General features: G+C 57.0%; 21 protein-coding genes. 4 read left to right on the top strand and 17 right to left on the bottom strand.

Annotation, left to right across the window (positions count from 1 at the left end; translation table 11 throughout):
- Positions 1-4: 4 nt before the first annotated feature.
- Entirely contained in the window at positions 5-1,258 is a 1,254-nt protein-coding gene (gene glyA / locus RVY89_RS02350) for a serine hydroxymethyltransferase (protein ID WP_008502165.1), read from the bottom strand.
- A gap of 304 nt (positions 1,259-1,562) precedes the next feature.
- Between glyA and hmpA the strand changes: the two genes are divergently transcribed.
- Positions 1,563-2,753, top strand: a complete 1,191-nt coding sequence (hmpA, locus tag RVY89_RS02345) for an NO-inducible flavohemoprotein (protein WP_484826784.1) — start codon at positions 1,563-1,565, stop codon at positions 2,751-2,753.
- An 83-nt stretch (positions 2,754-2,836) separates the two neighbouring features.
- Here the strand turns inward: hmpA and glnB are convergent, their stop codons facing one another.
- The 5 genes from glnB to purL all read right to left on the bottom strand — a co-directional run bounded on the left by glnB (position 2,837) and on the right by purL (position 11,165).
- On the bottom strand, positions 2,837-3,175 hold the full coding sequence (gene glnB / locus RVY89_RS02340; protein WP_003860685.1) for a nitrogen regulatory protein P-II: 339 nt from the start codon (positions 3,173-3,175) through the stop codon (positions 2,837-2,839).
- Between the two features lie 80 nt (positions 3,176-3,255).
- Positions 3,256-4,593, bottom strand: coding sequence for a two-component system response regulator GlrR (gene glrR / locus RVY89_RS02335; protein WP_484826783.1), 1,338 nt, complete (start codon positions 4,591-4,593; stop codon positions 3,256-3,258).
- Entirely contained in the window at positions 4,580-5,317 is a 738-nt protein-coding gene (gene qseG, locus RVY89_RS02330; RefSeq protein ID WP_484826782.1) for a two-component system QseEF-associated lipoprotein QseG, read from the bottom strand. The genes glrR and qseG overlap by 14 nt, the downstream gene beginning before the upstream one ends.
- Position 5,318: 1 nt before the next feature.
- Positions 5,319-6,746 carry a two component system sensor histidine kinase QseE/GlrK gene (qseE, locus tag RVY89_RS02325; protein WP_371897456.1) on the bottom strand — a complete coding sequence of 476 codons (1,428 nt, stop codon included), beginning with the start codon at positions 6,744-6,746 and terminating at the stop codon, positions 5,319-5,321.
- A 531-nt stretch (positions 6,747-7,277) separates the two neighbouring features.
- Positions 7,278-11,165, bottom strand: a complete 3,888-nt coding sequence (gene purL / locus RVY89_RS02320) for a phosphoribosylformylglycinamidine synthase (protein WP_484826781.1) — start codon at positions 11,163-11,165, stop codon at positions 7,278-7,280.
- A 267-nt stretch (positions 11,166-11,432) separates the two neighbouring features.
- On the opposite strand from purL, the gene mltF reads away from it, so the two are divergent.
- Complete coding sequence (gene mltF / locus RVY89_RS02315; RefSeq protein ID WP_484826780.1) at positions 11,433-12,983, top strand: membrane-bound lytic murein transglycosylase MltF; 1,551 nt, start codon at positions 11,433-11,435, stop codon at positions 12,981-12,983.
- Here mltF and tadA read toward each other — a convergent pair.
- The 4 genes from tadA to murQ are packed head-to-tail and all read right to left on the bottom strand — an operon-like array spanning position 12,871 to position 16,340.
- Positions 12,871-13,410 carry a tRNA adenosine(34) deaminase TadA gene (tadA, locus tag RVY89_RS02310; RefSeq protein ID WP_484826779.1) on the bottom strand — a complete coding sequence of 180 codons (540 nt, stop codon included), beginning with the start codon at positions 13,408-13,410 and terminating at the stop codon, positions 12,871-12,873. The two genes, mltF and tadA, sit on opposite strands and share 113 nt — an antisense overlap.
- 24 nt (positions 13,411-13,434) lie before the next feature.
- The gene (gene yfhb, locus RVY89_RS02305) at positions 13,435-14,070 is read right to left on the bottom strand and encodes a phosphatidylglycerophosphatase C (RefSeq protein WP_484826778.1); all 636 of its coding nucleotides are present in this window, start codon (positions 14,068-14,070) and stop codon (positions 13,435-13,437) included.
- Positions 14,071-14,073: 3 nt separating this feature from the next.
- A complete protein-coding gene (locus RVY89_RS02300; protein WP_484826777.1) occupies positions 14,074-15,435 on the bottom strand; it encodes a PTS transporter subunit EIIC in 1,362 nt (453 codons plus the stop codon).
- 11 nt (positions 15,436-15,446) lie between these two features.
- Positions 15,447-16,340 (bottom strand): N-acetylmuramic acid 6-phosphate etherase, encoded by an 894-nt coding sequence (gene murQ / locus RVY89_RS02295; protein WP_484826776.1) that lies wholly within the window; start codon positions 16,338-16,340, stop codon positions 15,447-15,449.
- A 117-nt stretch (positions 16,341-16,457) separates the two neighbouring features.
- Between murQ and RVY89_RS02290 the strand changes: the two genes are divergently transcribed.
- The gene (locus tag RVY89_RS02290; RefSeq protein WP_058841745.1) at positions 16,458-17,306 is read left to right on the top strand and encodes a MurR/RpiR family transcriptional regulator; all 849 of its coding nucleotides are present in this window, start codon (positions 16,458-16,460) and stop codon (positions 17,304-17,306) included.
- 46 nt (positions 17,307-17,352) lie between these two features.
- The gene (locus RVY89_RS02285) at positions 17,353-17,613 is read left to right on the top strand and encodes a YfhL family 4Fe-4S dicluster ferredoxin (protein WP_484826775.1); all 261 of its coding nucleotides are present in this window, start codon (positions 17,353-17,355) and stop codon (positions 17,611-17,613) included.
- Here RVY89_RS02285 and acpS read toward each other — a convergent pair.
- The 7 genes from acpS to lepA all read right to left on the bottom strand — a co-directional run bounded on the left by acpS (position 17,610) and on the right by lepA (position 24,074).
- A complete protein-coding gene (gene acpS / locus RVY89_RS02280; protein ID WP_023294331.1) occupies positions 17,610-17,990 on the bottom strand; it encodes a holo-ACP synthase in 381 nt (126 codons plus the stop codon). The two genes, RVY89_RS02285 and acpS, sit on opposite strands and share 4 nt — an antisense overlap.
- Positions 17,990-18,721 carry a pyridoxine 5'-phosphate synthase gene (gene pdxJ, locus RVY89_RS02275; RefSeq protein WP_484826774.1) on the bottom strand — a complete coding sequence of 244 codons (732 nt, stop codon included), beginning with the start codon at positions 18,719-18,721 and terminating at the stop codon, positions 17,990-17,992. The genes acpS and pdxJ overlap by 1 nt, the downstream gene beginning before the upstream one ends.
- Positions 18,722-18,754: 33 nt before the next feature.
- Positions 18,755-19,462: a DNA repair protein RecO gene (recO, locus tag RVY89_RS02270; RefSeq protein ID WP_023333058.1), complete on the bottom strand. Its 708-nt coding sequence runs from the start codon at positions 19,460-19,462 to the stop codon at positions 18,755-18,757.
- A 17-nt stretch (positions 19,463-19,479) separates the two neighbouring features.
- Positions 19,480-20,385: a GTPase Era gene (era, locus tag RVY89_RS02265; RefSeq protein ID WP_111965125.1), complete on the bottom strand. Its 906-nt coding sequence runs from the start codon at positions 20,383-20,385 to the stop codon at positions 19,480-19,482.
- A complete protein-coding gene (gene rnc / locus RVY89_RS02260) occupies positions 20,382-21,062 on the bottom strand; it encodes a ribonuclease III (RefSeq protein WP_003860711.1) in 681 nt (226 codons plus the stop codon). The genes era and rnc overlap by 4 nt, the downstream gene beginning before the upstream one ends.
- Before the next feature lie 222 nt (positions 21,063-21,284).
- Positions 21,285-22,259 (bottom strand): signal peptidase I, encoded by a 975-nt coding sequence (gene lepB, locus RVY89_RS02255; RefSeq protein WP_248229545.1) that lies wholly within the window; start codon positions 22,257-22,259, stop codon positions 21,285-21,287.
- A 15-nt stretch (positions 22,260-22,274) separates the two neighbouring features.
- A complete protein-coding gene (gene lepA / locus RVY89_RS02250; protein WP_023333059.1) occupies positions 22,275-24,074 on the bottom strand; it encodes a translation elongation factor 4 in 1,800 nt (599 codons plus the stop codon).
- Between the last annotated feature and the right edge of the window lie 105 nt (positions 24,075-24,179).

The following is a 24,179-nucleotide window of genomic DNA, read 5'->3' as shown; positions in this document are numbered from 1 at the left end:
GGAATTATGCGTAAACCGGGAAGCGTGCGCAGATATCCAGAACTTTACCTTTGACGCGCTCGATAACCGCTTCGTCATTGATGTTGTCCAGAACGTCACACATCCAGCCAGCCAGCTCTTTCACTTCCGCTTCTTTGAAGCCGCGGCGAGTCACGGCCGGAGAACCGATACGAATACCGGAGGTCACGAACGGGCTCTTAGGATCGTTTGGCACGCTATTTTTGTTCACGGTGATGTTGGCGCGGCCCAGGGCAGCGTCAGCTTCTTTACCGGTCAGGTTCTTATCAACCAGATCCAGCAGGAACAGGTGGTTTTCAGTCCCGCCGGATACCACTTTGTAGCCGCGGTTCAGGAACACTTCCACCATCGCTTTGGCGTTCTTAGCAACCTGCTGCTGGTAAACCTTGAACTCTGGCTCCATCGCTTCTTTCAGCGCTACCGCTTTTGCTGCGATAACGTGCATCAGCGGGCCGCCCTGCGCGCTTGGGAACACCGCGGAGTTCAGTTTTTTGTACAGCTCTTCGTCACCGCCTTTCGCCAGGATCAGGCCACCGCGTGGACCCGCCAGGGTTTTGTGGGTGGTGGTGGTCACAACGTGAGCGTGTGGAACCGGGTTCGGGTAAACGCCTGCGGCAATCAGGCCCGCAACGTGCGCCATGTCAACGAACAGGTAAGCACCGATGCTGTCTGCGATTTCGCGCATTTTTGCCCAGTCAACGATACCGGAGTAAGCAGAGAAGCCACCGATGATCATCTTCGGCTTGTGCTCTTTAGCCTGCTTCGCCATGTCTTCGTAGTCAATTTTGCCGGACTCATCAATACCGTAAGGGATGATGTTGTACAGTTTGCCGGAGAAGTTAACCGGGGAGCCGTGAGTCAGGTGGCCGCCCTGCGCCAGGTTCATACCCAGAACGGTATCGCCCGGCTGCAGCAGCGCGGTGTAGACCGCAAAGTTAGCCTGAGAGCCAGAGTGCGGCTGCACGTTCGCGTAGTCAGCGCCAAAAAGCTCTTTCGCACGGTCGATAGCCAGCTGCTCAACGATATCAACGTACTCGCAACCGCCGTAATAGCGTTTGCCCGGGTAACCTTCAGCGTATTTGTTGGTCAGCTGAGAACCCTGCGCCTGCATAACGCGCGGGCTGGTGTAGTTTTCGGAGGCGATCAGTTCGATGTGCTCTTCCTGACGTACTTTTTCCTGCTCCATAGCCTGCCACAGTTCGGCATCATAATCGGCAATGTTCATTTCACGCTTTAACATCCGCATCTCCTGACTCAGCTAACAAGTAAATTTTGGCCTGAAAAGGCAGTCCTGTTGGACGACGGGCAACAGTATAACTGATTAGTTCTGTGATAACAGGTCTTGACAAACGATTTTACGCAAACGTTTTCCTACCCGCCACGCAAGGGTTTGAGGAATAAAGCTCTAGCCCTTTCCAGCGGATTTCTTTTCAGGTTTGTGATGCATATTTTTCATCTTGCAAAGAACCATTTACAACGCAGGGGTATTTTTTATAAGATGCATTTAAAATACATCATTAAAGTGACATCAGAAGGACGCGCTCATGCTCGACGCTCAAACCATCGCTACCGTTAAAGCCACCATTCCCCTGCTGGTGCAAACCGGCCCTAAACTCACCGCCCATTTCTACGATCGCATGTTCACGCACAACCCGGAGCTCAAAGAGATATTCAACATGAGCAACCAGCGTAACGGCGATCAGCGTGAAGCGCTGTTCAACGCCATCGCGGCCTACGCCAGCAATATTGAAAACCTGCAGGCATTGCTGCCTGCGGTGGAAAAAATCGCGCAGAAACATACCAGCTTCCAGATCAAACCCGAGCAGTACAACATCGTGGGCGGTCATCTGCTGGCAACCCTGGACGAAATGTTCAGCCCGGGTCAGGAGGTGCTGGACGCGTGGGGTAAAGCCTACGGCGTGCTGGCCAACGTGTTTATCAACCGTGAAGCACAGATCTACAGCGAAAACGCCAGCAAGAACGGCGGCTGGAAAGGCACGCGCGCGTTCCGCATCGTTGAGAAAACGCCGCGCAGCGCGTTAATTACCAGCTTCGAGTTTGAGCCGGTGGACGGACAGCCGGTTGCCGATTACCAGCCGGGCCAGTATCTGGGCGTGTGGCTGAAGCCTGAAGGCTTCCCGCATCAGGAGATCCGCCAGTATTCCCTTACGCGCAAGCCAAACGGCAAAGGCTACCGCATTGCGGTGAAGCGTGAGGACGGCGGTCAGGTTTCCAGCTGGCTGCACAACGAAGCGAACGTGGGTGACGTGGTCCATCTGGCCGCGCCGGCGGGCGATTTCTTTATGGCCGTTGAAGCCCATACGCCGGTCACGCTGATCTCTGCGGGCGTCGGCCAAACGCCAATGCTGGCGATGCTTGATACGCTGTCGAAAGCAAACCACGGTGCGCAGGTAAACTGGTTCCACGCGGCGGAAAATGGCAACGTGCACGCTTTTGCGGATGAAGTGAAAACGCTCGGGACGTCCCTGCCGCGCTTCACCGCGCATACCTGGTATCGCCTGCCGACGGAAGCAGACCGCGCAGCTGCACGCTTTGACAGTGAGGGTCTGATGAATCTGAGCCAGCATGAAGGCCTGTTCAGCGCACCGGATATGCAGTTCTACGTCTGTGGGCCGGTGGCGTTTATGCAGTATGCCGCGAAGCAGCTGGTGGAGCTGGGCTTAAACAAAGACAACATTCATTATGAATGTTTCGGGCCGCATAAGGTGCTGTAATGCAAAAAGCCCCTCTTTCGAGGGGCTTTTCTTTCGCCGGGTGGCGGCTGCGCCTTACCCGGCCTACAAAACCGTTGGCAATGTTAAATCGCGGCGTCGTCTTCTTCGCCGGTACGGATACGGATCACGCGCGCCACGTCAAAGACGAAGATTTTACCGTCGCCAATTTTGCCGGTTTGCGCCGTGCGGATAATGGTGTCCACACAGGTATCGACGATATCGTCGCTGACCACGATTTCAATTTTCACTTTCGGCAGAAAGTCGACCATGTATTCTGCGCCACGGTAAAGCTCGGTGTGACCTTTCTGACGACCAAAACCTTTCACTTCCGTCACGGTCATCCCGGTGATGCCGACTTCCGCCAGCGCTTCACGCACATCATCCAGTTTGAAAGGTTTAATAATCGCATCAATCTTTTTCATGGTGGGTCCTTAAACTCTTGCCTGTAAGCTGCCTCGTAATCGATTGCTCACAGTACCATATTCAGGCAAATTTTGCGGTACTACTCTTTAAAATCGTTTGCTTCCAGCTCGTGGCGCGAGAGTAGCTTGTAAAATTCGGTGCGGTTGCGCCCGGCCATCCGCGCCGCGTGGGTCACGTTGCCTTTGGTGATCTGCAGCAGCTTGCGCAGATAGTTCAGCTCAAACTGGTTGCGCGCTTCCGCAAACGTCGGCAGCGCCGTGTTTTCCCCTTCCAGCGCCTGCTCCACCAGCGCATCGCTGATCACCGGTGAGGAGGTCAGCGCCACGCACTGCTCAATCACGTTGACCAGCTGACGCACGTTACCCGGCCAGCTTGCGGCCATTAGCCGCTTCATCGCATCGGTGGAAAAAGCGCGCACGAACGGTTTATGGCGGTCGGCCGCCTGGCGCAAAAGGTGGTTCGCCAGCAGCGGAATATCTTCCGCGCGCTCCGCCAGCGCCGGGATCTTCAGATTCACCACGTTCAGACGGTAGTAGAGATCTTCACGAAACTCGTTGCGGGCCATCACTTTTGGCAGATCGCGGTGGGTCGCCGAAATAATACGCACATTAATATCGATATCGCGATTGCTGCCCAGCGGGCGCACTTTGCGCTCCTGCAGCACGCGCAGCAGCTTGACCTGCAGCGGCGCGGGCATGTCGCCAATTTCGTCCAGGAACAGCGTGCCACCTTCCGCGGCCTGGAACAGCCCTTCCCGGCTGCTCACCGCGCCGGTGAATGCGCCGCGGGCGTGACCAAACAGTTCGGATTCGAGCAGCTGTTCCGGGAGCGCACCGCAGTTAATGGCGATAAAGGCGTTTTTACTGCGCGGGCTGGCGTTATGGATCGCCTGCGCCAGGATCTCTTTCCCGGTTCCGCTCTGGCCGTTGATGAGCACGCTGACGTCAGACTGTGCTACCATCCTCGCCTGCTCTAGCAGGCGCAGCATCACGGGGCTACGGGTGACGATGGACTCCCGCCACGCTTGATCCCCCGCCGGAGCGGCATGTTCCAGCGCGCTGTCGATAGCCTTATACAGCGCGTCTTTGTCTACCGGTTTGGTCAGGAAGCTGAATACCCCCTGCTGCGTCGCGGCAACCGCATCCGGGATCGACCCGTGCGCGGTCAGGATAATCACCGGCATACCCGGCTGCTGCTTCTGGATCTCCGCGAACAGCTGCAAGCCATCCATTTCGTCCATCCGCAGGTCGCTTATCACGAGATCGATTTTCTCGCGGCTGAGGATCTTAAGCCCCTCCTGCCCGCTTTCCGCGGTCACGACGCTGTAGCCTTCACTCACCAGACGCATGCCCAGCAGCTTTAACAGCCCAGGATCGTCATCCACCAGTAACAGATGGGCAGGTTTACGGCTCGTCATGCTTCACATCCTCTTGTTTCGGCGTATCGCTGTCCGGTGCCGCGGATGAACTCCCCGGCTGATATTTACGCGACGAGAGCTGCCGTTCGATATCGGTCAGGTTCTCCAGCTTACGCGTTGTGGTATCCAGCTGCGTACGTAGATGTTGCTGCTGTTGACGCAGCGTATCAAGCTCGCTGTCGGTTGACTGTTGCAGCTTGCTGTAGCGGGAGCGCTCTTCAGACAGCTGAAGCTGTAATGTCTGCCCATCGCGCCAGAGCTGGTATACCGGGCGTACCTGCACGGGAAGATTGACCACGAACGTGTCCAGTCGCGTCACGTTGGCGCGGCGTTCGACGGGGGTGATTTTGGCATCAGCCAGCAAAATGCCGCGCTTGAAAGCGTCCTGCCAGGTGTCGTCATCCAGCATTGCCGCCTTCGAGCGAGCGTCTACCGGGGCCAGACGCTGGGCGCAATCTATTCCACGCAGCCAGAACAGCGGGTTGCTTTCAACGTCATGACCTGACAGGTTCCAGATATCGTCACAGCGGGTTGAGAGGAAATCGGCCAGCTGGTTATCGGGCCATTTATCTTCCTGTTTATCGCTAATGGCACTTTGTGGCGCATGGGAAACACACCCTGCCAGAAATAAACAGGGCAGGCTCAGGCGAAGCGTGTTGCGGGAAAACACCGCGCGTACGGCGCGGGAAAAGACGTGTGTCATACTCACCAGACATAGATTCATTTTATTGATTTTTCCGGCTCAGGGGCAGTTCAATACGGAAGCAAACATCCGAACGTTCGTCAGTGGCAATGTTTAGCTCACCCTGCATGCGTCGTATGCAGTCCCGGGCGATGCTCAAGCCCAGACCACTGCCTTTCACCGCACCTTTCCGCTGATGACTCCCCTGGAAAAAGGGCTCGAAGATCATGGTTTTTTCGTCATCGGGGATCGGGGTGCCGGTGTTAGCGACGTCGATAAACACCCGGGAACCCTTCGTATAACTTCGGATATAAATGTTACCGGATTCAGTACCATAGTGCACCGCATTGGAATAAAGATTATCCAGCACGCTCATTAAGAGCATGGGTTCAGCGAGACAGGTCGGCGCATTCAGTTCTACACCGGTATGCATCATTTTAGCTCTTGCTGGCAAGCTATGGGCGGATATCACCATATCCACCAGGGGCTCAATCTCAACGTTTTCCAGTACGACCGCCCCGTCAGCCAGCTTGCGGTTGTAATCCAGCAGTTGCTCAATCAGCTTTTGCAGATTGCGGCTGCTGTTATCCAGGATCTCGACAATTTCTTTCTGCTCGGGCGTAAGGGGCCCTGCCACTTCGTCCGCCAGCAGCTCCGTCCCTTCGCGCATGCTGGCCAGCGGCGTTTTAAGCTCATGAGAGATATGGCGCAGAAACTGATGACGCTGAGATTCGAGCCACGCCAGGCGCTCGGACAGCCAGATAATACGCTGACCTACGGATCGCAGCTCGCGCGGACCTTTAAAGGCGACCGTATCTCCGAGCGATTTCCCCTCACCCAGGCGGTTGATCATCCGCTGAATGCCCTTCACCGGGCCGATGATCATGCGGGTAAAGAGCAGTACCAGACCGAGGCTCACCAGGAACAAAACCAGCGCCTGCCAGCCGAAGAACTGGCCGCGCTCTGCAATCTCCTGCTGGAGCTGCTGTCCGCGAGAGAAAATCACCGCGCGCGTTGACTGCACCATCTCGGTGTTGGCGCTGGCAAAAGCTTCGAGGCGCGCGGCGGCGGCGGCATCCGGGCCGCTGTTGCTGCACTGCAGCTGCGCGAGATCGTTCAAATCCTGACGTAACGCCTGGTAGAGCTTGTCGTCAGGCAAAACCCCCGCGTGAGCGTCCAGCATTTCGCTGTAGCGTTTACGCTGACTTTGATAAACCTTTTCCAGCGTCCGATCGTCAAGCACGCAATACTGACGATAGCTGCGCTCCATCTCCAGCGCGGCGTTGGTCATCGCCTCACTGCGTCTGGCGTCGATGAGCGTCGTGCGGTTGGTCAAAGCCGCCTGTGCGCTCAGCGCGTTCAGGCTTTGCCACGCCTGCCAGGCAAGGATAAGCAGCGGCAGCAGGATCAGCAGGAAGGCCATCATGACGAGCTGCCGCAGGGAGCGGGGGAAAACGGGCCAGCGTTTCAACGCATTACTCTCTAAATGGGGGTTTACGCAGAGCGTAACTGAGTCTGCCCTTCAGATACAACAAAGCCGGGTAAAAACCCGGCTTTGTCATGGAATGAGGCGGTGCCTAACTCGACGTTTCGCCCTGGCCTGATAAAGCATCGCTATAATCAGTAGTTGGACGGCAGGCACCTTTTTGTGCGTCATTCGAAGTTTATGTAGCGCTTCCCGAAGGGGCTGACATAAGAAGGTGAATGAGCCACTGGTTAATATTATGCAACACCCGTGCCAGAATGCAAAACAAAATATTAACACATTGAAATATATGATTTTTACTCGTTTAACCTGTTAATTATCGGTTGAATGATTTTCAGGCTAAGTGTCGCTATTAAGCAACACCTTAACAGGAACCTCTACTGCCATATATAAATCAATAAGTTAAGTGTCTCCATTTGGAGACAGCTACATACCCTCTTTGTCGCAATTTTGCGACAGGCATAAAAAAGCCCGGTAGCGCTCGCGCTTACCGGGCCTACAGGTACTGCCTGAAACTTAACCCAGCTGCTTACGCGCGTTGCGGAAGATACGCATCCACGGGCTGTCCTCGCCCCAGTTTTCAGGGTGCCAGGAGTTGCTCACGGTGCGGAACACGCGTTCCGGGTGCGGCATCATGATGGTCGCGCGACCGCTTTCGCTGGTCACCGCGGTAATACCGTTGGCGGAGCCGTTCGGGTTAGCCGGGTAGGTTTCTGTCACCTTGCCGAAGTTATCGACAAAGCGCAGCGCCACCAGACCTTTGCTCTCCAGCTGAGCCAGATGCGCAGCATCACGCACCTCTACCTGACCCTCACCGTGGGAAACAGCGATTGGCATCTGTGAACCAACCATTCCCTGCAGCAGCAGAGACGGGCTTTGGGTCACTTCCACCAGGCTGAAGCGCGCTTCGAAGCGGTCAGACTGGTTACGCACAAAGCGAGGCCAGGCTTCGCTGCCCGGGATCAGCTCGCGCAGGTTAGACATCATCTGGCAGCCGTTACACACGCCCAGCGCCAGGGTCTGCGGCCGGTGGAAGAAAGTTTCGAACTCGTCGCGCACGCGGCTGTTGAACAGGATGGACTTCGCCCAGCCTTCGCCCGCGCCCAGCACGTCGCCGTAGGAGAAGCCGCCGCACGCCACCAGCGCCTGGAAATCCTCCAGACCGGTACGTCCGGCCAGCAGGTCGCTCATGTGGACATCGATAGCGTCAAAGCCCGCACGGTGGAAGGCAGCCGCCATCTCAACGTGGGAGTTAACGCCCTGCTCGCGCAGCACGGCCACTTTCGGACGCGCGCCGGTCGCAATGTACGGCGCGGCGATGTCTTCGTTGATGTCGAAGGAGAGCTTCACGTTCAGGCCAGGATCCTGGTCATTGGCCTTCGCGTTGTGCTCCTGATCGGCACATTCCGGGTTATCACGCAGGCGCTGCATCTGCCAGGTGGTTTCCGCCCACCACATGCGCAGCGTGGTGCGGCTTTCGCTGAACACGGCGTGACCGTCTGCTTCAATGACGAAGCGGTCGCCCTGAACGGCTTTACCCAGATAGTGCACGCAGTCTGCCAGACCGTGCTTCGCCAGAATCGCTTCAACCGCGTCGCGATCTGCCGCACGCACCTGAATCACGGCGCCCAGCTCTTCGTTAAACAGCGCCGCCAGACGATCTACGCCCAGCGTAGCGATGTTGGCTTCAACCCCACAGTGGCCGGTGAAAGCCATCTCTGCCAGGGTCACCAGCAGGCCGCCGTCGGAACGGTCGTGGTAGGCCAGCAGCTTACGCTGCGCCACCAGCGCCTGAATCGCGTCGTAGAAGCCTTTCAGCTGCGCCACGTCGCGCACGTCGGCTGGCTTATCGCCAAGCTGGCGGTAAACCTGCGCCAGCGCGGTGGCACCCAGCGCGTTGTTGCCTTTACCCAGGTCAATCAACAGCAGGGCGTTGTCTTCGGTGGAAAGCTGCGGCGTAACGGTATGACGCACGTCTTCCACGCGGGCAAACGCGGTGATCACCAGCGACAGCGGAGAGGTCATCTCGCGCTGCTCGCTGCCTTCCTGCCAGCGGGTTTTCATCGACATGGAGTCTTTACCCACCGGAATGGTCAGGCCGAGGGCAGGACACAGCTCCTCGCCCACCGCTTTCACGGCTTCATACAGGCCAGCATCTTCGCCAGGGTGACCGGCAGCGGCCATCCAGTTTGCGGAGAGCTTAATACGTTTGATATCGCCAATCTGCGTCGCGGCAATGTTGGTCAGCGCTTCACCGACCGCCAGACGGGCGGAAGCGGCGAAGTCCAGCAGCGCCACCGGGGTGCGTTCGCCGAGCGCCATCGCTTCGCCGTAGTAGCTGTCGAGGCTCGCGGTGGTCACGGCGCAGTTAGCGACCGGGATCTGCCAAGGACCGACCATCTGGTCGCGCGATACCATACCGGTCACGGTGCGGTCGCCGATGGTCACCAGGAAGGTTTTCTCTGCCACAGCAGGCAGGTGCAGCACGCGGTTAACCGCTTCTGCCACGGTAATGCCCTGGCGATCCAGCGCTTTGCCCGCCGCTTTGCGGGTGGTTACGTCGCGGGTCATCTTCGGCGTTTTACCGAGCAGAACGTCGAGCGGCAGATCGATCGGCTGGTTGTCAAAGTGGGTGTCGCTTAAGGAAAGGTGCTGCTCTTCGGTCGCCTCACCGATGACGGCATACGGCGCACGCTCGCGGCGGCACAGCTCGTCAAACAGCGGAAGCTGGTCCGCAGCAACCGCCAGCACGTAGCGCTCCTGGGATTCGTTACACCAGATTTCCAGCGGGCTCATGCCCGGCTCATCGCTCAGGATATCGCGCAGGTTGAAACGCCCGCCGCGGCCGCCGTCGCTCACCAGTTCCGGCATGGCGTTGGACAGACCGCCCGCGCCCACGTCGTGGATGAAGAGGATCGGGTTGGCATCGCCCAGCTGCCAGCAGCGGTCGATCACTTCCTGGCAGCGACGCTCCATCTCAGGGTTGTCACGCTGCACGGAGGCGAAGTCGAGATCCGCATCAGACTGGCCGGAGGCCATAGATGAAGCCGCGCCGCCGCCCAGACCGATGTTCATCGCCGGACCGCCGAGCACGATCAGCTTCGCGCCGACGACGATCTCGCCTTTCTGCACGTGATCGGCACGGATGTTGCCGATCCCACCCGCCAGCATGATCGGTTTGTGGTAGCCGCGCAGCTCTTCGCCGTTGTGGCTGTCCACTTTCTCTTCATAGGTACGGAAGTAACCGTTCAGCGCCGGACGGCCAAACTCGTTGTTAAACGCCGCGCCGCCCAGCGGGCCTTCGGTCATGATATCCAGCGCGGTCACAATGCGCTCTGGCTTGCCGAAATCTTCTTCCCACGGCTGTTCAAAGCCCGGGATACGCAGGTTGGAGACGGAGAAACCGACCAGACCCGCTTTTGGTTTTGCACCACGACCGGTCGCACCTTCATCACGGATTTCACCGCCGGAGCCGGTCGCCGCACCCGGCCACGGGGAGATCGCCGTCGGGTGGTTGTGGGTTTCCACCTTCATCAGGATATGCGCGGGCTCCTGGTGGAAGTCATAGCGCCCTGCTTCGCGATCGGCGAAGAAGCGGCCCACCTCGGAACCTTCCATTACCGCAGCGTTGTCTTTATAGGCAGACAGCACGTGGTCAGGGGTTTGCTCCATGGTGTTTTTGATCATTTTGAACAGCGACTTCGGCTGCTGTTCGCCGTCAATAATCCAGTCGGCGTTGAAAATCTTGTGGCGGCAGTGCTCAGAGTTAGCCTGCGCGAACATGTAGAGTTCGATGTCGTTCGGGTTACGGTTGAGCTTAACGAACGCATCCTGCAGGTAGTCAATTTCGTCTTCTGCCAGCGCCAGGCCGAGACGCAGGTTGGCGTCAATCAGCGCCTGGCGGCCCTGCCCCAGCAGATCTACGCTCTGTACCGGCGCAGGCTGATGGTGAGAGAAAAGCTTCTGCGCGTCATCGAGAGAGGCAAATACGCTCTCCATCATGCGATCGTGCAGTTCAGCCGCAACCGCCTGCCACTGCGTGTCATTCAGGGTAGAGGCTTCCACGTAGTACGCCACGCCGCGTTCCAGACGGTTAATCTGGCTCAGGCCACAGTTGTGGGCGATGTCGGTGGCTTTGGAAGACCAGGGGGAGATGGTGCCCGGACGAGGCGTCGCAAGGATCAATTTGCCGGTTGGCGTATGGCTGCTCAGGCTTGGGCCATACTTGAGCAGGCGTTCCAGCTGTACGCGCTCCTCTGCATTCAGGGGGGCATTCAGGTCAGCAAAATGGACATACTCAGCGTAAATATTGCTTACCGGAAGGTCGGCCGCCTGAAAACGTGCCAGCAGTTTAGTGATACGGAAGGCAGACAGTGCAGGCGAACCACGCAGAATTTCCATCATAAGTCTCTCGTCTTCGAAGCGCCGGGGCGCTTACAGTGTGCGCAAGGGGGGAAAACGGGCGTCATTATAGAGAATCCTGAGCGCCGACGAAACCGTTTGCGTCGAAATAAAATTTGCACAGAGATTTAACAATAGATGTGACCTGTCTCTCTAATTGGTTGCCAAGTGGCGCAAGTTTACGCAAAATGCCGCTCATTCAATGGCAAACCTTATGATTAACATGGCTACAGCAGACTGAGGCAACCGGCGTCGCAGAGAATTAACTAATTGAAAAAATTAAAGATTAATTATCTGCTCATCGGCATTGTAACGTTGCTGCTGGCAGTGGCCCTCTGGCCTTCTATCCCCTGGTTCGGCAAAGCCGAAAACCGTATCGCCGCCATTCAAGAGCGGGGGGAATTGCGCGTCAGTACCCTCAACTCCCCGCTGATTTACAGCGACGTCAACGGCAAAATCATTGGTCTGGATTATGAACTGGCGCAACAGTTCGCCGATTATCTTGGCGTGAAGCTTAAAATCACCGTCCGCCAGAATATCAACGAGCTGTTTGACGACCTCGATAACGACGATGCCGATATGCTTGCTGCCGGGCTGGTGTATAACAGCGAGCGCAGCAAGAACTACCAGCCAGGCCCGACCTACTACTCCGTTTCTCAGCAGCTGGTTTACCGCGTCGGAAGCCTACGCCCGCGCTCGCTGTCTTCAATTAACGATCGGCAGCTGACGATTGCGCCCGGCCACGTGGTGATTGACGATCTGCGGGAGCTCAAGGAGAAGAAATATCCCGAACTGAGCTGGACGGTGGATCCGAAACTCGGCACGACGGAGCTGCTGGAGCAGGTAAAAGATCAGAAGGTGCCGTACACCATCGCCGATTCGGTCGCGATCAGCCTGTTCCAGCGGGTGCATCCTGAAATCGCCGTGGCGCTGGACGTCACCGACGAGCAGCCCGTGACCTGGTTTAGCCAGCTTGATGACGATCAGACCTTCTCTGCCGCGATGCTTGATTTCTTCAACACCATCAATGAAGACGGTACCCTGGCGCGTCTGGAGGAAAAGTACCTCGGGCACGGCGATGACTTTGACTACGTTGACACCCGCAGCTTCCTGCGTGCGGTGGACAGCGTCCTGCCGGACCTGCAGCCGCTGTTCGAAAAATACGCCCAGGAGATTGACTGGAAACTGCTGGCGGCTATTTCTTATCAGGAATCCCACTGGGATACCCAGGCCACGTCGCCCACGGGCGTACGTGGTTTAATGATGTTAACCAAAAATACCGCGCTAAGCCTGGGCGTGAATGACCGTACCGATGCCGAACAGAGCATCAGCGGCGGCGCGCGCTACCTGCAGGATATGATGACCAAAGTCCCGGAAACGGTGCCGGAAGAGGAGCGGATCTGGTTTGCGCTGGCGGCCTACAATATGGGCTACGCGCATATGCTTGATGCGCGAGCGTTGACGGCCAAAACGAAAGGTAACCCGGACAGCTGGTCAGACGTGAAGCAGCGGCTGCCGCTGCTGAGCCAGAAGCCATGGTATAACAAACTGACATACGGCTACGCTCGCGGACATGAAGCCTACGCCTACGTGGAAAATATCCGTAAATATCAGATTAGCCTGGTCGGGTATCTGCTGGAGAAAGAGAAAGAGGCGACCGAGGCAAAACAGCTGGCTCAAAGTTACCCGGTCGTGGCGCCGGACGAGCTTAATCGTCCGACAGCTTCAATTCTGCCTTTTGCTGCTTTTTCTGCTGACGGCGCATTCGAAAGAAATCGCTTAATAGCCCCGAACACTCTGGTGCAAGTACCCCACCGATAGTCTTCACCTGGTGATTCATTCCCGGGTGACCCAGCACGTCCATCAGCGAACCGGCCGCACCGGTTTTTTCATCCCGCGCACCAAAGACCAGAGTCCCGATCCGGCTGTGCACCATTGCGCCGGAGCACATCACGCACGGCTCAAGCGTCACATACAGCGTGGTATCAAGCAGACGATAGTTTTGCAGCACCAGCCCTCCCTGACGAAGCGCCATAATTTCGGCGTGTGCAGTAGGATCGTGGCGGCCTATAGGACGGTTCCACCCTTCGCCAATCACCTGGTTGTTATGAACCAGCACGGCCCCGACGGGCACTTCGCCCTCTTCCCAGGCGCGTTGAGCCAGCGTCAGCGCATGGCGCATCCAGTATTCATGGTCGAGTTCAGGGTTGGACAACGGTTGATACTCCAGTCGAAAAGCGGGCGGCATTATACACGCCCATTATGGATAAGACTATTCGAGTTGCTGGAGTTCACCTGATGGCGTGACGCGCCAGCGATGCTGGCAAAAATAGAGCAGCGGGTTGTCTTGCTTGCTGTCGCTGTAGCCGCTGTACAGGCGCAGCGGCGTACCAATGCGTTTCTCCAGCTGGACCACTTTTTCATGCCCCAGGCAGCGCAGGGTCAGCACCCAGCCGCCGTAACCGCGGGCAATTTGCGTGGCGATAAGATTCACGCGCGGAAGCCAGGGGGTATCAAAATAGACCTGCTCCACCAGCGTCTGCGGGGAGCCGGTAATCAGCCAGATGTCGGCATCGTTCGCGTCGAGGTAGCTGGTCAGGCGCGCCTGCACCACCGGAAAGGCGGCAACGTGGCCGCGAAACCAGTGCGCAAAATCCTGCTCAAGCTGTTTGAGCCGCGCTTCGCTGTGCCCAAAGGTACATCCCCACAGCAGCAGACTCATCGGCCATCGCGCCGCCCGGCCTTTCACCAGCAGCGCGATACCGATCGCCGGTAAGAGCGGCAGCACGAGCAGCGCATTCAAAGGCTGACGCCGCAGCAGGTAACGCATAAACGTACCAAACATATCCTGCTGATGCAGCGTTCCATCCAGGTCGAAAAAGACAACGCGACGCGCGTGATTTGCCAAACCTTACTCCTCTGGGTCGTTGAAACCTAATAGCCAGGTAAACAGGAACCCGGCGATCACCGCCACTAAATAGCCTAACAGATAGAGCATCACTTTTCCGGTCACGATAGTTAATGCCAGCGGTAAACCGGACAGCCCAAAGGTGATCACAGTGGCGACCTTCCAGTAGCTGATCAGCGCCCCGCCTACCGCACCGCCCAGACAGGCGGCGAGGAACGGTTTACCCAGCGGCAGCGTAACGCCGAAAATCAGCGGCTCGCCAATACCCAGCAGGCCGACCGGAAGCGCGCCTTTTATCATTTTTTTCAGACGCGCGTTGCGGGTTTTCATCAGTACGGCAATGGCCGCGCCGACCTGCCCCACGCCCGCCATCGACAGGATAGGCAGCAGCGCGTTATAGCCGTGCGCCTGCACCAGCTCGACGTGGATCGGCACCAGCCCCTGGTGCAGGCCGGTCAACACCAGCGGCAGGAAGGTACCCGACAGCACCGCCCCCACTAACAGGCCGCCGCGGTCAATCGCCAGAGACGCGCCGTGAGCGATGGCTTCAGAGATCCAGCCGCCTAATGGCTGGAGGGCAACAATCGCTACGCTACCGGTAATCAGCGTGGTCAGCAGCGGGTTGAGAATCAGCTCGATCGAGCCGGGCAAAACCGCGCGCAGCCTTTTCTCGATCCAGCACATCAGGATGACCACCAGCAGCACGGCGATCACCCCGCCGCGCCCGGGCTGGAGCGCCTCACCAAACAGCGTGATCTGCGCCAGCTGCGGGCTGGACAATATGCCCGCCATCACGCCGCCCATCGCCAGCGATCCGCCAAACACCTTCGCGGTATTCACCCCGACGAGAATGTTCATGATGGCGAACACAGCGCTGCCGAAGATCCCGAGAATCCCCAGCAGGTTCGGATACTGCGTGGCGAAATCCCCCACAATATCCGGTCGCTTGAGGATATTGATGATCCCGGTGATCAGGCCCGAGGCAATAAACGCCGGGATCAGCGGAATAAAGACGTTTGCCAGCTGTCGCAGCGCGTCGCTCATCGGGGCTTTGTATTTGGCTTTCGCCTGCGCTTTGGTGCGTTCCGCATCGTCAATCGTCACGCTCGCGCTAACGCCCATCAGCGCGCGCATGGCATCGACAACCTGCGCCGCTTTCCCCGGCCCGACGATCAGCTGATGCTGCTGCCCCTGTTTCACGTAGCCGCTGACGCCAGAGAGTTGCTTCAGGCGCGGCACGTCAAGCTGGTCGTCGTTATGCACCTCGACGCGCACGCGCGTCATGCAGTTTTCGAGACGCTGAATATTTTTTTCCCCGCCAATCCCCTGAAGGATATCGCTGGCGAGCGCTGCTGTTTTGTCCATAGACGCCTCTGTTAGTTTTCTAATGCCGCCCGTAAGAAGCCGTTGTGCGCATCGAGTTTGGCTCTCGCGGTCACCGCATCCAGCCCGCTCAGGATCATCAGAATGGCAGGTTTAACATCATGATCGGTCTGTTTAAGTACCGCTTCTGCCTCTTCACGGCCTGCGCCCGTCGCCTCCATCACCATGCGGCAGGCTCTGTCCACCAGCTTGACGTTGGTGGCCTGCATATCGACCATCAGGTTCTGATAAACCTTGCCGAACTTCACCATCGCGCTGGTGGAGATCATATTGAGCACCAGCTTTTGCGCGGTCCCGGATTTGAGGCGCGTGGAGCCGGTGAGCGCTTCCGGCCCGACAACCGGAGAGATAGCGATAGCGGCCACCTGCGCAATCGGTGAGCCCGGATTACAGGAGATGGCCACCGTCGTGCAGCCCGTCCGGTTGGCGTACTCCAGCCCGCCAATGACGTATGGCGTGCGCCCGGATGCCGCCAGCCCGACCACCAGATCCTTCGCGGTGAGATTCAGACCCTTCAGATCATCCTCACCCAGCTGTTTGTTATCTTCCGCCCCTTCAACGGCTTTCAGCAGCGCGCCGGGTCCACCGGCAATCAGCCCAACCACCAGACCATGCGGCACCCCAAAGGTGGGCGGACATTCTGACGCGTCAAGAACCCCAAGACGCCCGCTGGTTCCCGCGCCCATGTAAATAATGCGTCCCCCAGCCTTGAGGGCTTCCGCCGCCGCATCGACCGCATTTGCCACCTCAGGTAATGTCTCTTTTACTGCCTGCGCGACCAGCGTATCCTGTTGATTAAAGCGGTTAACCAGCTCCAGGGTGGAGAGCGCATCCAGATCCATGGTTTGCGGGTTACGCGTTTCAGAAACAAGTGAGCCAAGATTCATTTTTTCACCTCAAGAATTTTTAATTCATAATAATCACACTATAATGGAATATAAAATTCATTCAGGCGAGCAAAATCCGTATTTGCGCAGATAATCACATTTTCGCCAGGAGACCGTATGAACTGTTTAATTCGCATTCGCCAGCGCTACGCAGGCTTTGCCCAAAGCGACAAGAAGCTGGCGGATTTTCTGCTTTCTCAACCCGACCACGCGCGCCATCTCAGCTCGCAGCAGCTGGCGAGTGAAGCCGGCGTGAGCCAGTCCAGCGTGGTGAAATTTGCGCAGAAGATTGGCTTTAAGGGATTTCCCGCCCTCAAGCTGGCGATCAGTGAAGCGCTGGTCAGTAACCCCAACCCACAGTCAATGCCGGTGCATAACCAGATCCGCGGAGACGATCCAATGCGGCTGGTTGGCGAAAAGCTTATCAAAGAGAACGTGGCGGCCATGCACGCGACGCTTGATGTGAATACCGAAGAGAAGCTGCTGGAGAGCGTGGCGATGCTGCGCGGCGCACGGCGGATCGTTCTGACCGGCATCGGCGCGTCCGGACTTGTGGCGCGTAACTTTGGCTGGAAGCTGACGAAAATTGGGCTTAACGCCATCGTCGAACAGGATATGCACGCCCTGCTGGCAACCGTACAGGCAATGGATCCTGACGATCTGCTGCTGGCTATCTCCTACTCCGGCGAGCGCCGTGAAATCAACATGGCGACCGATGAAGCGCTGCGCGTCGGCGGTAAAATTCTGGCAATCACCGGTTTTACGCCGAATGCCCTGCAGCAGCGGGCTACGCGCTGTTTATATACTATTGCCGAGGAGCAGGCCACGCGCAGCGCGGCTATTTCGTCCACCAGCGCACAAATGATGCTGACGGACCTGCTGTTTATGGCGCTGGTGCAACAGGATCTGGAGCGCGCGCCCGAACGCATTCGTCACAGCGAAGAACTGGTAAAGAAACTGGTTTGACGCGTATAATGCCCGCCCAGTTTGTGTTGTTTCTGAGAATTTCCTGATGGCGCTGTTAATTACCAAAAAATGCATTAATTGCGATATGTGCGAGCCCGAATGCCCGAACCAGGCGATTTCGATGGGCGACAGCATTTATGAGATTAACAGAGACCGCTGCACCGAATGCATCGGCCACTATGAAACGCCGACCTGTCAGAAAGTGTGCCCGATCCCGAATACCATCCTGAAGGATCCGGCCCACGTCGAGAGCGAAGAGCAGCTGTGGGATAAGTTTGTCCTGATGCACCACGCGGACAAACTTTAACTTTCGATGATCACCGTTGCGCTGGCATAGTGGCGTTCATCGGCGATCGTCACGTGCATATGATTCACCCCCAGCTTTTCCGCCAGCTTTTGCGCCTCGCCCCATAAACGCAGGCTTGGTTTGCCCAGCTCATCGTTAAACACTTCGAACTGGTTAAACGCCAGGCCGTTACGAATGCCGGTCCCGAAGGCTTTGGCCGCCGCCTCTTTTACCGCAAAGCGCTTTGCCAGAAAGCGCACCGGCTGCTGATGTGCTTCCCAGATGGCCCACTCGTTATCGCTCAGCACGCGTCTCGCCAGGCGATCGCCGCTGCGGGCGATCACCGCTTCAATGCGGGCTATTTCAACGATATCGGTGCCTAAGCCCAGAATGGCCATTACTGACGCGCTTCCAGCATCAGGCGTTTCATTTCTGAGACCGCCTCTTTCAGGCCGCTCATCACCGCGCGGCCAATGATGGCGTGGCCGATGTTCAGCTCGTGCATTTCAGGCAGGGCGGCAATGGCCTTCACGTTATGGTAGGTCAGGCCGTGACCGGCGTTAACCTTCAGGCCCAGGCTTGAGGCATACGTGGCCGCTTTGGCGATACGCTCCAGCTCTTTGGCCTGTTCGACATCATTTTTGGCATCGGCATAGCAGCCGGTGTGGATTTCGATATACGGTGCGCCCACGTCGGCTGCCGCTTTAATCTGTGTGAAATCGGCGTCGATAAACAGAGAAACCAGGATACCGGCATCCGCCAGACGTTTGCAGGCATCGCGCATTTTGTCGAGCTGACCCGCCACATCCAGACCGCCTTCGGTCGTGACTTCCTGGCGTTTTTCCGGCACCAGGCAGCAGAAGTGCGGTTGGGTCTCGCAGGCAATCGCCAGCATCTCTTCGGTGACCGCCATCTCCAGATTCATACGGGTGTCCAGCGTCTGACGCAGAACGCGCACGTCGCGGTCAGTAATGTGGCGACGGTCTTCACGCAGGTGAACGGTAATGCCGTCGGCGCCAGCCTGTTCAGCGATAAACGCCGCCTGAACCGGATCGGGATACGCCGTGCCGCGCGCGTTACGCAGCGTGGCGATGTGATCGATGTTGACGCCTAACAGTAATTCAGCCATGACAATCCTCGGTTTTCTTTTCGATTCTGTGGTCTAACGTTTCGGCACAAACTGCCTGAATAATTCGCGGCTCTTTAAGGGCTTGCCGCCAAGATACGGCTTGAGGGCAATCCGGGTAAAGCGTTTTGCTGCGCGCAGGGTATCCTGATCGGGAAACTCGCGCTCATACAGCGCCCGGAGCTGGCGCCCGGTAAAGGTGCTGTTGTCGATCACGATGCTGGCAATAAAGCCTTTTTCTTCACGGTAGCGGTAGGTCATGGTGTCTTCTACCTCGTCCCCGCTGCCCGCACAGTGCAGAAAATCTACGCCGTACCCGAGGTGGCCCAGCAGCGCCAGCTCGAAACGACGCAAGGCGGGTTCGGGCGTGCCGGTTGCGCCAGCCAGCGCCTGGATACAGTGCAGATAATCGAAGAAAAGTTCAGAGAAGCGAGTCTCATGCTCAAGAACCCGTGAGATGAGTTCGTTGACATACAGGCCGCTGTAGAGCGTGATGCCAGAAAGAGGAAGCGCCAGGGAGACGGCTTCGGCACTGCGCAGGGTTTTGACTTCCCCTCGCCCGCCAAAGCGAACCAGCAGCGGCGTGAAAGGCTGTAGGGCACCTTTCAGATTAGAACGTTTGGAACGTGCGCCTTTCGCAACAAGGCGCACGCGGCCCGACTCTTCCGTGAAGACGTCCAGCATAAGGCTGGTTTCGCTCCAGGGGCGACTATGCAGGACGAAAGCGCGCTGCCATCCATCCATATGCTCGTCGTCTTAAGTTACTGGTCTTCGCCGTAACCGAGGCTGCGCAGAGCACGCTCATCATCGGCCCAGCCAGATTTCACTTTCACCCACAGTTCGAGGTGAACCGGCGCTTCGAACATCTCCATCATGTCCTTACGGGCTTCAATACCGATGGTTTTGATCTTGGCGCCTTTGTTGCCGATCACCATCTTTTTCTGCCCTTCGCGCTCAACGAGGATCAGGCCGTTAATGTCGTAGCCACCGCGCTCGTTGCTCTGGAAACGCTCGATCTCCACCGTCACAGAGTACGGCAGTTCAGCGCCCAGGAAACGCATCAGCTTTTCACGGATGATTTCAGACGCCATAAAGCGCTGAGAGCGATCGGTGATGTAGTCTTCCGGAAAGTGATGAATCGCTTCCGGCAGATGCTTACGCACGATGCCCGCGATGGTATCCACGTTCAGGCCCGTCTCAGCAGACAGCGGAACGATGTCGAGGAAGTTCATCTGGCTACCGAGCCACTGCAGATGCGGCAGCAGGTCGGCCTTTTCCTGCACGTTATCAACTTTGTTGACCGCGAGGATGACCGGCGTTTTGCCGTCACGCAGCTTGTTCAGCACCATCTCGTCGTCCGGCGTCCAGCGGGTGCCTTCCACAACGAAAATCACCAGCTCTACGTCGCCAATCGAGCTGCTCGCCGCCTTGTTCATCAGGCGGTTAATGGCGCGCTTCTCTTCCATGTGCAGGCCCGGGGTATCGACGTAAATCGCCTGATACGCGCCTTCAGTATGGATGCCGACGATGCGGTGACGCGTGGTCTGCGCCTTACGCGAGGTGATAGAAATCTTCTGCCCGAGCAGATTATTCAGCAGGGTGGATTTGCCAACGTTCGGACGTCCGACGATGGCAATAAATCCGCAATAGGTTTTTTCTTCGCTCATTCCAGCTCCAGCATTTTTAACGCCTGTTCGGCGGCAGCCTGTTCAGCCTTACGACGGCTTGAACCTGTGCCCACCACCGGTTCACTCAGGCCACTGACCTGGCAATGGATGGTAAATTCCTGATCGTGCGCTTCGCCACGAACCTGCACCACCAGATAAGACGGCAGCGGCAGATGACGACCCTGCAAATATTCCTGCAGACGCGTTTTCGGATCTTTTTGTTTATCGCCCGGGCTGATTTCGTCCAGACGGGTCTGATACCAGTTCAGGATCAGCTTTTCTACGGTCTGGATATCGCTGTCCAGGAACACACCACCAATTAATGCTTCGACCGTATCGGCAAGAATAGATTCACGACGGAAGCCGCCGCTTTTCAGTTCACCCGGTCCAAGACGCAGACATTCGCCCAGTTCAAATTCGCGCGCGATTTCCGCAAGGGTATTACCCCGAACCAGCGTGGCACGCATGCGGCTCATATCCCCTTCATCCACACGCGGGAAACGATGATAAAGCGCATTCGCAATCACGAAACTTAAAATAGAGTCGCCTAAAAACTCGAGACGCTCATTATGCTTGCTGCTGGCACTGCGGTGGGTTAATGCCTGTTGCAACAACTCCTGATGATGAAAAGTGTAGCCCAGCTTCCGTTGAAGCCGATTAATTACGATGGGGTTCATGCGATACCAATAAATGAATGCGTCAAAAATGCAGCACACGAAACCGACCTGAGAAAACCAACGCGGTTTCGTGTGCCGTGGCACCCTTGCAGGGCCAACCTTAAACTTCGGGGGAATATTCTATACACAACGACAGGGGATGTCGTTAGTTCGAAGAGATTTATCGTGGAAATAATTCACGTAGCCGCTAATTGGAGCGGCTACGCGTTCATTTATTGAGAATTAATGGATTCCGCCAATACGATTCAGGCGAACACCGGTCGGCCATTCGCCTTCCTGTTTCTCAAAACTCATCCAGATGGCGGTGGCTTTACCGACCAGATTCGCTTCCGGCACAAAGCCCCAGTAACGGCTGTCCGCGGAATTATCGCGGTTGTCACCCATCATGAAGTAATGTCCTGGCGGTACAATCCAGCTCGCCAGCTGCTGGCCCGGCTGGCGATAGTACATACCCAGCTGATCCTGCGCGATTGGCACGGTGAGGATTCGGTGCGTCACGTCACCCAGCGTCTCTTTGCGCTCAACCAGACGGATACCGTTATCTTTGGTTTCGCCTTTCGGTACCTGGAAGAATCCGCTGGTCGCTTCGCCGCCGTTACGACGGGCAAAGGTCTGCACAAAATCACTTGGCTCAACGTTTGAGTAGGTGATTGGCAGCGCGTTTTCACAGGCGGTACCGGAGCTGCAGCCCGGCTGAACGGTAACTTCTTTCGCAACCGGATCGTAAGTGACTTTGTCACCCGGCAGACCTACCGCGCGCTTGATGTAGTCCAGGCGCGGATCTTCCGGATATTTGAACACCACGATGTCGCCACGTTTCGGATGACCGGTTTCGATCAGCGTTTTCTGGTAGATCGGATCTTTAATGCCGTAGGCAAACTTCTCTACCAGAATAAAATCACCAATCAGCAGCGTTGGCATCATTGAACCTGATGGGATCTGGAACGGTTCGTAAATAAACGAACGTACCACCAGCACAATCGCCAGCACCGGAAATACCGAGGCGCCCGTTTCCAGCCAGCCCGGCTTCGGACCAACTTTCTTCAGGGTTTTCGCGTCAATCCCATCGCCAGTAGCTGCCTGTGCGGCAGCCTGACGTTCACGACGTTTTGGGGCGAAGATAAACTTATCCAGACACCACAGCAGACCTGTCACCAGGGTAGCAATGACCAGGATCAGGGCAAACATGTTCGCCATGCCAACTCCTTAGGGTTATTTGCCGTCTTTACCAACATGAAGGATGGCAAGGAATGCTTCCTGCGGCAGCTCGACGTTACCGACCTGCTTCATACGCTTCTTACCTTCTTTCTGCTTCTGCAGCAGCTTTTTCTTACGGCTGACGTCACCGCCATAGCATTTCGCCAGAACGTTTTTACGCAGCTGTTTCACGGTTGAACGCGCGATAATGTGGTTGCCAATCGCCGCCTGAATCGCGATATCGAACTGCTGACGCGGGATCAGATCTTTCATCTTCTCAACCAGCTCGCGGCCACGGTACGGCGCATTGTCGTTGTGGGTGATCAGCGCCAGCGCATCCACGCGCTCGCCGTTGATCAGCACGTCCACACGCACCATGTTGGAGGCCTGGAAGCGTTTGAAGTTGTAATCCAGTGACGCATAGCCACGGGAGGTGGACTTCAGACGGTCGAAGAAGTCGAGTACCACTTCAGCCATCGGGATCTCATAGGTCAGCGCCACCTGGTTACCGTGGTAAACCATGTTGGTCTGCACGCCACGCTTCTCAATACACAGCGTAATAACGTTACCGAGGAATTCCTGCGGCAGCAGCATGTGACATTCGGCAATAGGCTCACGCAGCTCGTGAATATTGTTCAGCGGCGGCAGCTTGGACGGGCTGTCGACGTAGATCACTTCTTTCGAGGTGGTTTCAACTTCATACACTACCGTCGGTGCCGTGGTGATCAGGTCCAGATCGTATTCACGCTCCAGACGTTCCTGAATGATCTCCATGTGCAGCAGGCCAAGGAAGCCGCAGCGGAAGCCGAAGCCCAGCGCCGTTGAGCTTTCTGGCTCGTAGAACAGGGAAGCATCGTTCAGGCTCAGTTTACCGAGCGCGTCACGGAAGTTTTCGTAGTCGTCAGAGCTGACCGGGAACAGACCCGCGTAGACCTGCGGTTTTACCTTTTTAAAGCCTGGCAGCGCTTTATCTGCCGGGTTACGCGCACCGGTCAGGGTATCGCCCACTGGCGCGCCGAGGATGTCTTTAATGGCGCAGACCAGCCAGCCTACCTCGCCGCATCTCAGCTCGGTACGGTCAACCTGTTTTGGCGTGAAGATGCCCAGACGGTCGGCGTTGTAGACCTGTCCGGTACTCATAACTTTGATTTTGTCGCCTTTGCGCATGGTGCCGTTTTTAATACGCACCAGGGAGACAACGCCCAGATAGTTATCGAACCAGGAGTCGATAATCAGCGCCTGTAGTGGCGCATCCGGATCGCCTTCCGGGGCTGGAATATCACGCACCAGGCGTTCCAGCACGTCGGTCACGCCGACACCGGTTTTAGCAGAGCAGCGCACAGCATCGGTCGCGTCAATGCCGACAATATCTTCAATCTCTTCCGCGACGCGCTCAGGATCGGCAGCTGGCAGGTCAATCTTGTTCAGAACCGGCACAACTTCGAGGTCCATTTCCATCGCGGTGTAGCAGTTTGCCAGGGTCTGGGCTTCTACGCCCTGCCCGGCATCGACTACCAGCAGCGCGCCTTCACAGGCCGCGAGCGAGCGTGAAACCTCATAGGAGAAGTCAACGTGGCCTGGGGTGTCGATAAAGTTCAGCTGATAGGTTTCGCCATCAGCCGCCTTGTAATCCAGCGTGACGCTCTGCGCCTTGATGGTGATACCGCGTTCGCGTTCCAGGTCCATGGAGTCCAGAACCTGGGCTTCCATTTCACGATCAGACAGGCCACCGCAAATCTGGATAATACGGTCAGACAGCGTCGACTTACCGTGGTCAATGTGAGCAATGATCGAAAAGTTACGTATGTTCTTCATATAGTTAAATAATTATGCCTTACGAATTCCTGGAGGCCGCTGTTCTTAGCCTGACGTTTTTCAGTGCGAAAACGCAGCATTCTACACTACATCCTCGCTACCTGG

Source organism: Enterobacter sp. 3U4 (assembly GCF_057224565.1).
This window is presented reverse-complemented; position numbering and strand designations above follow the sequence as displayed.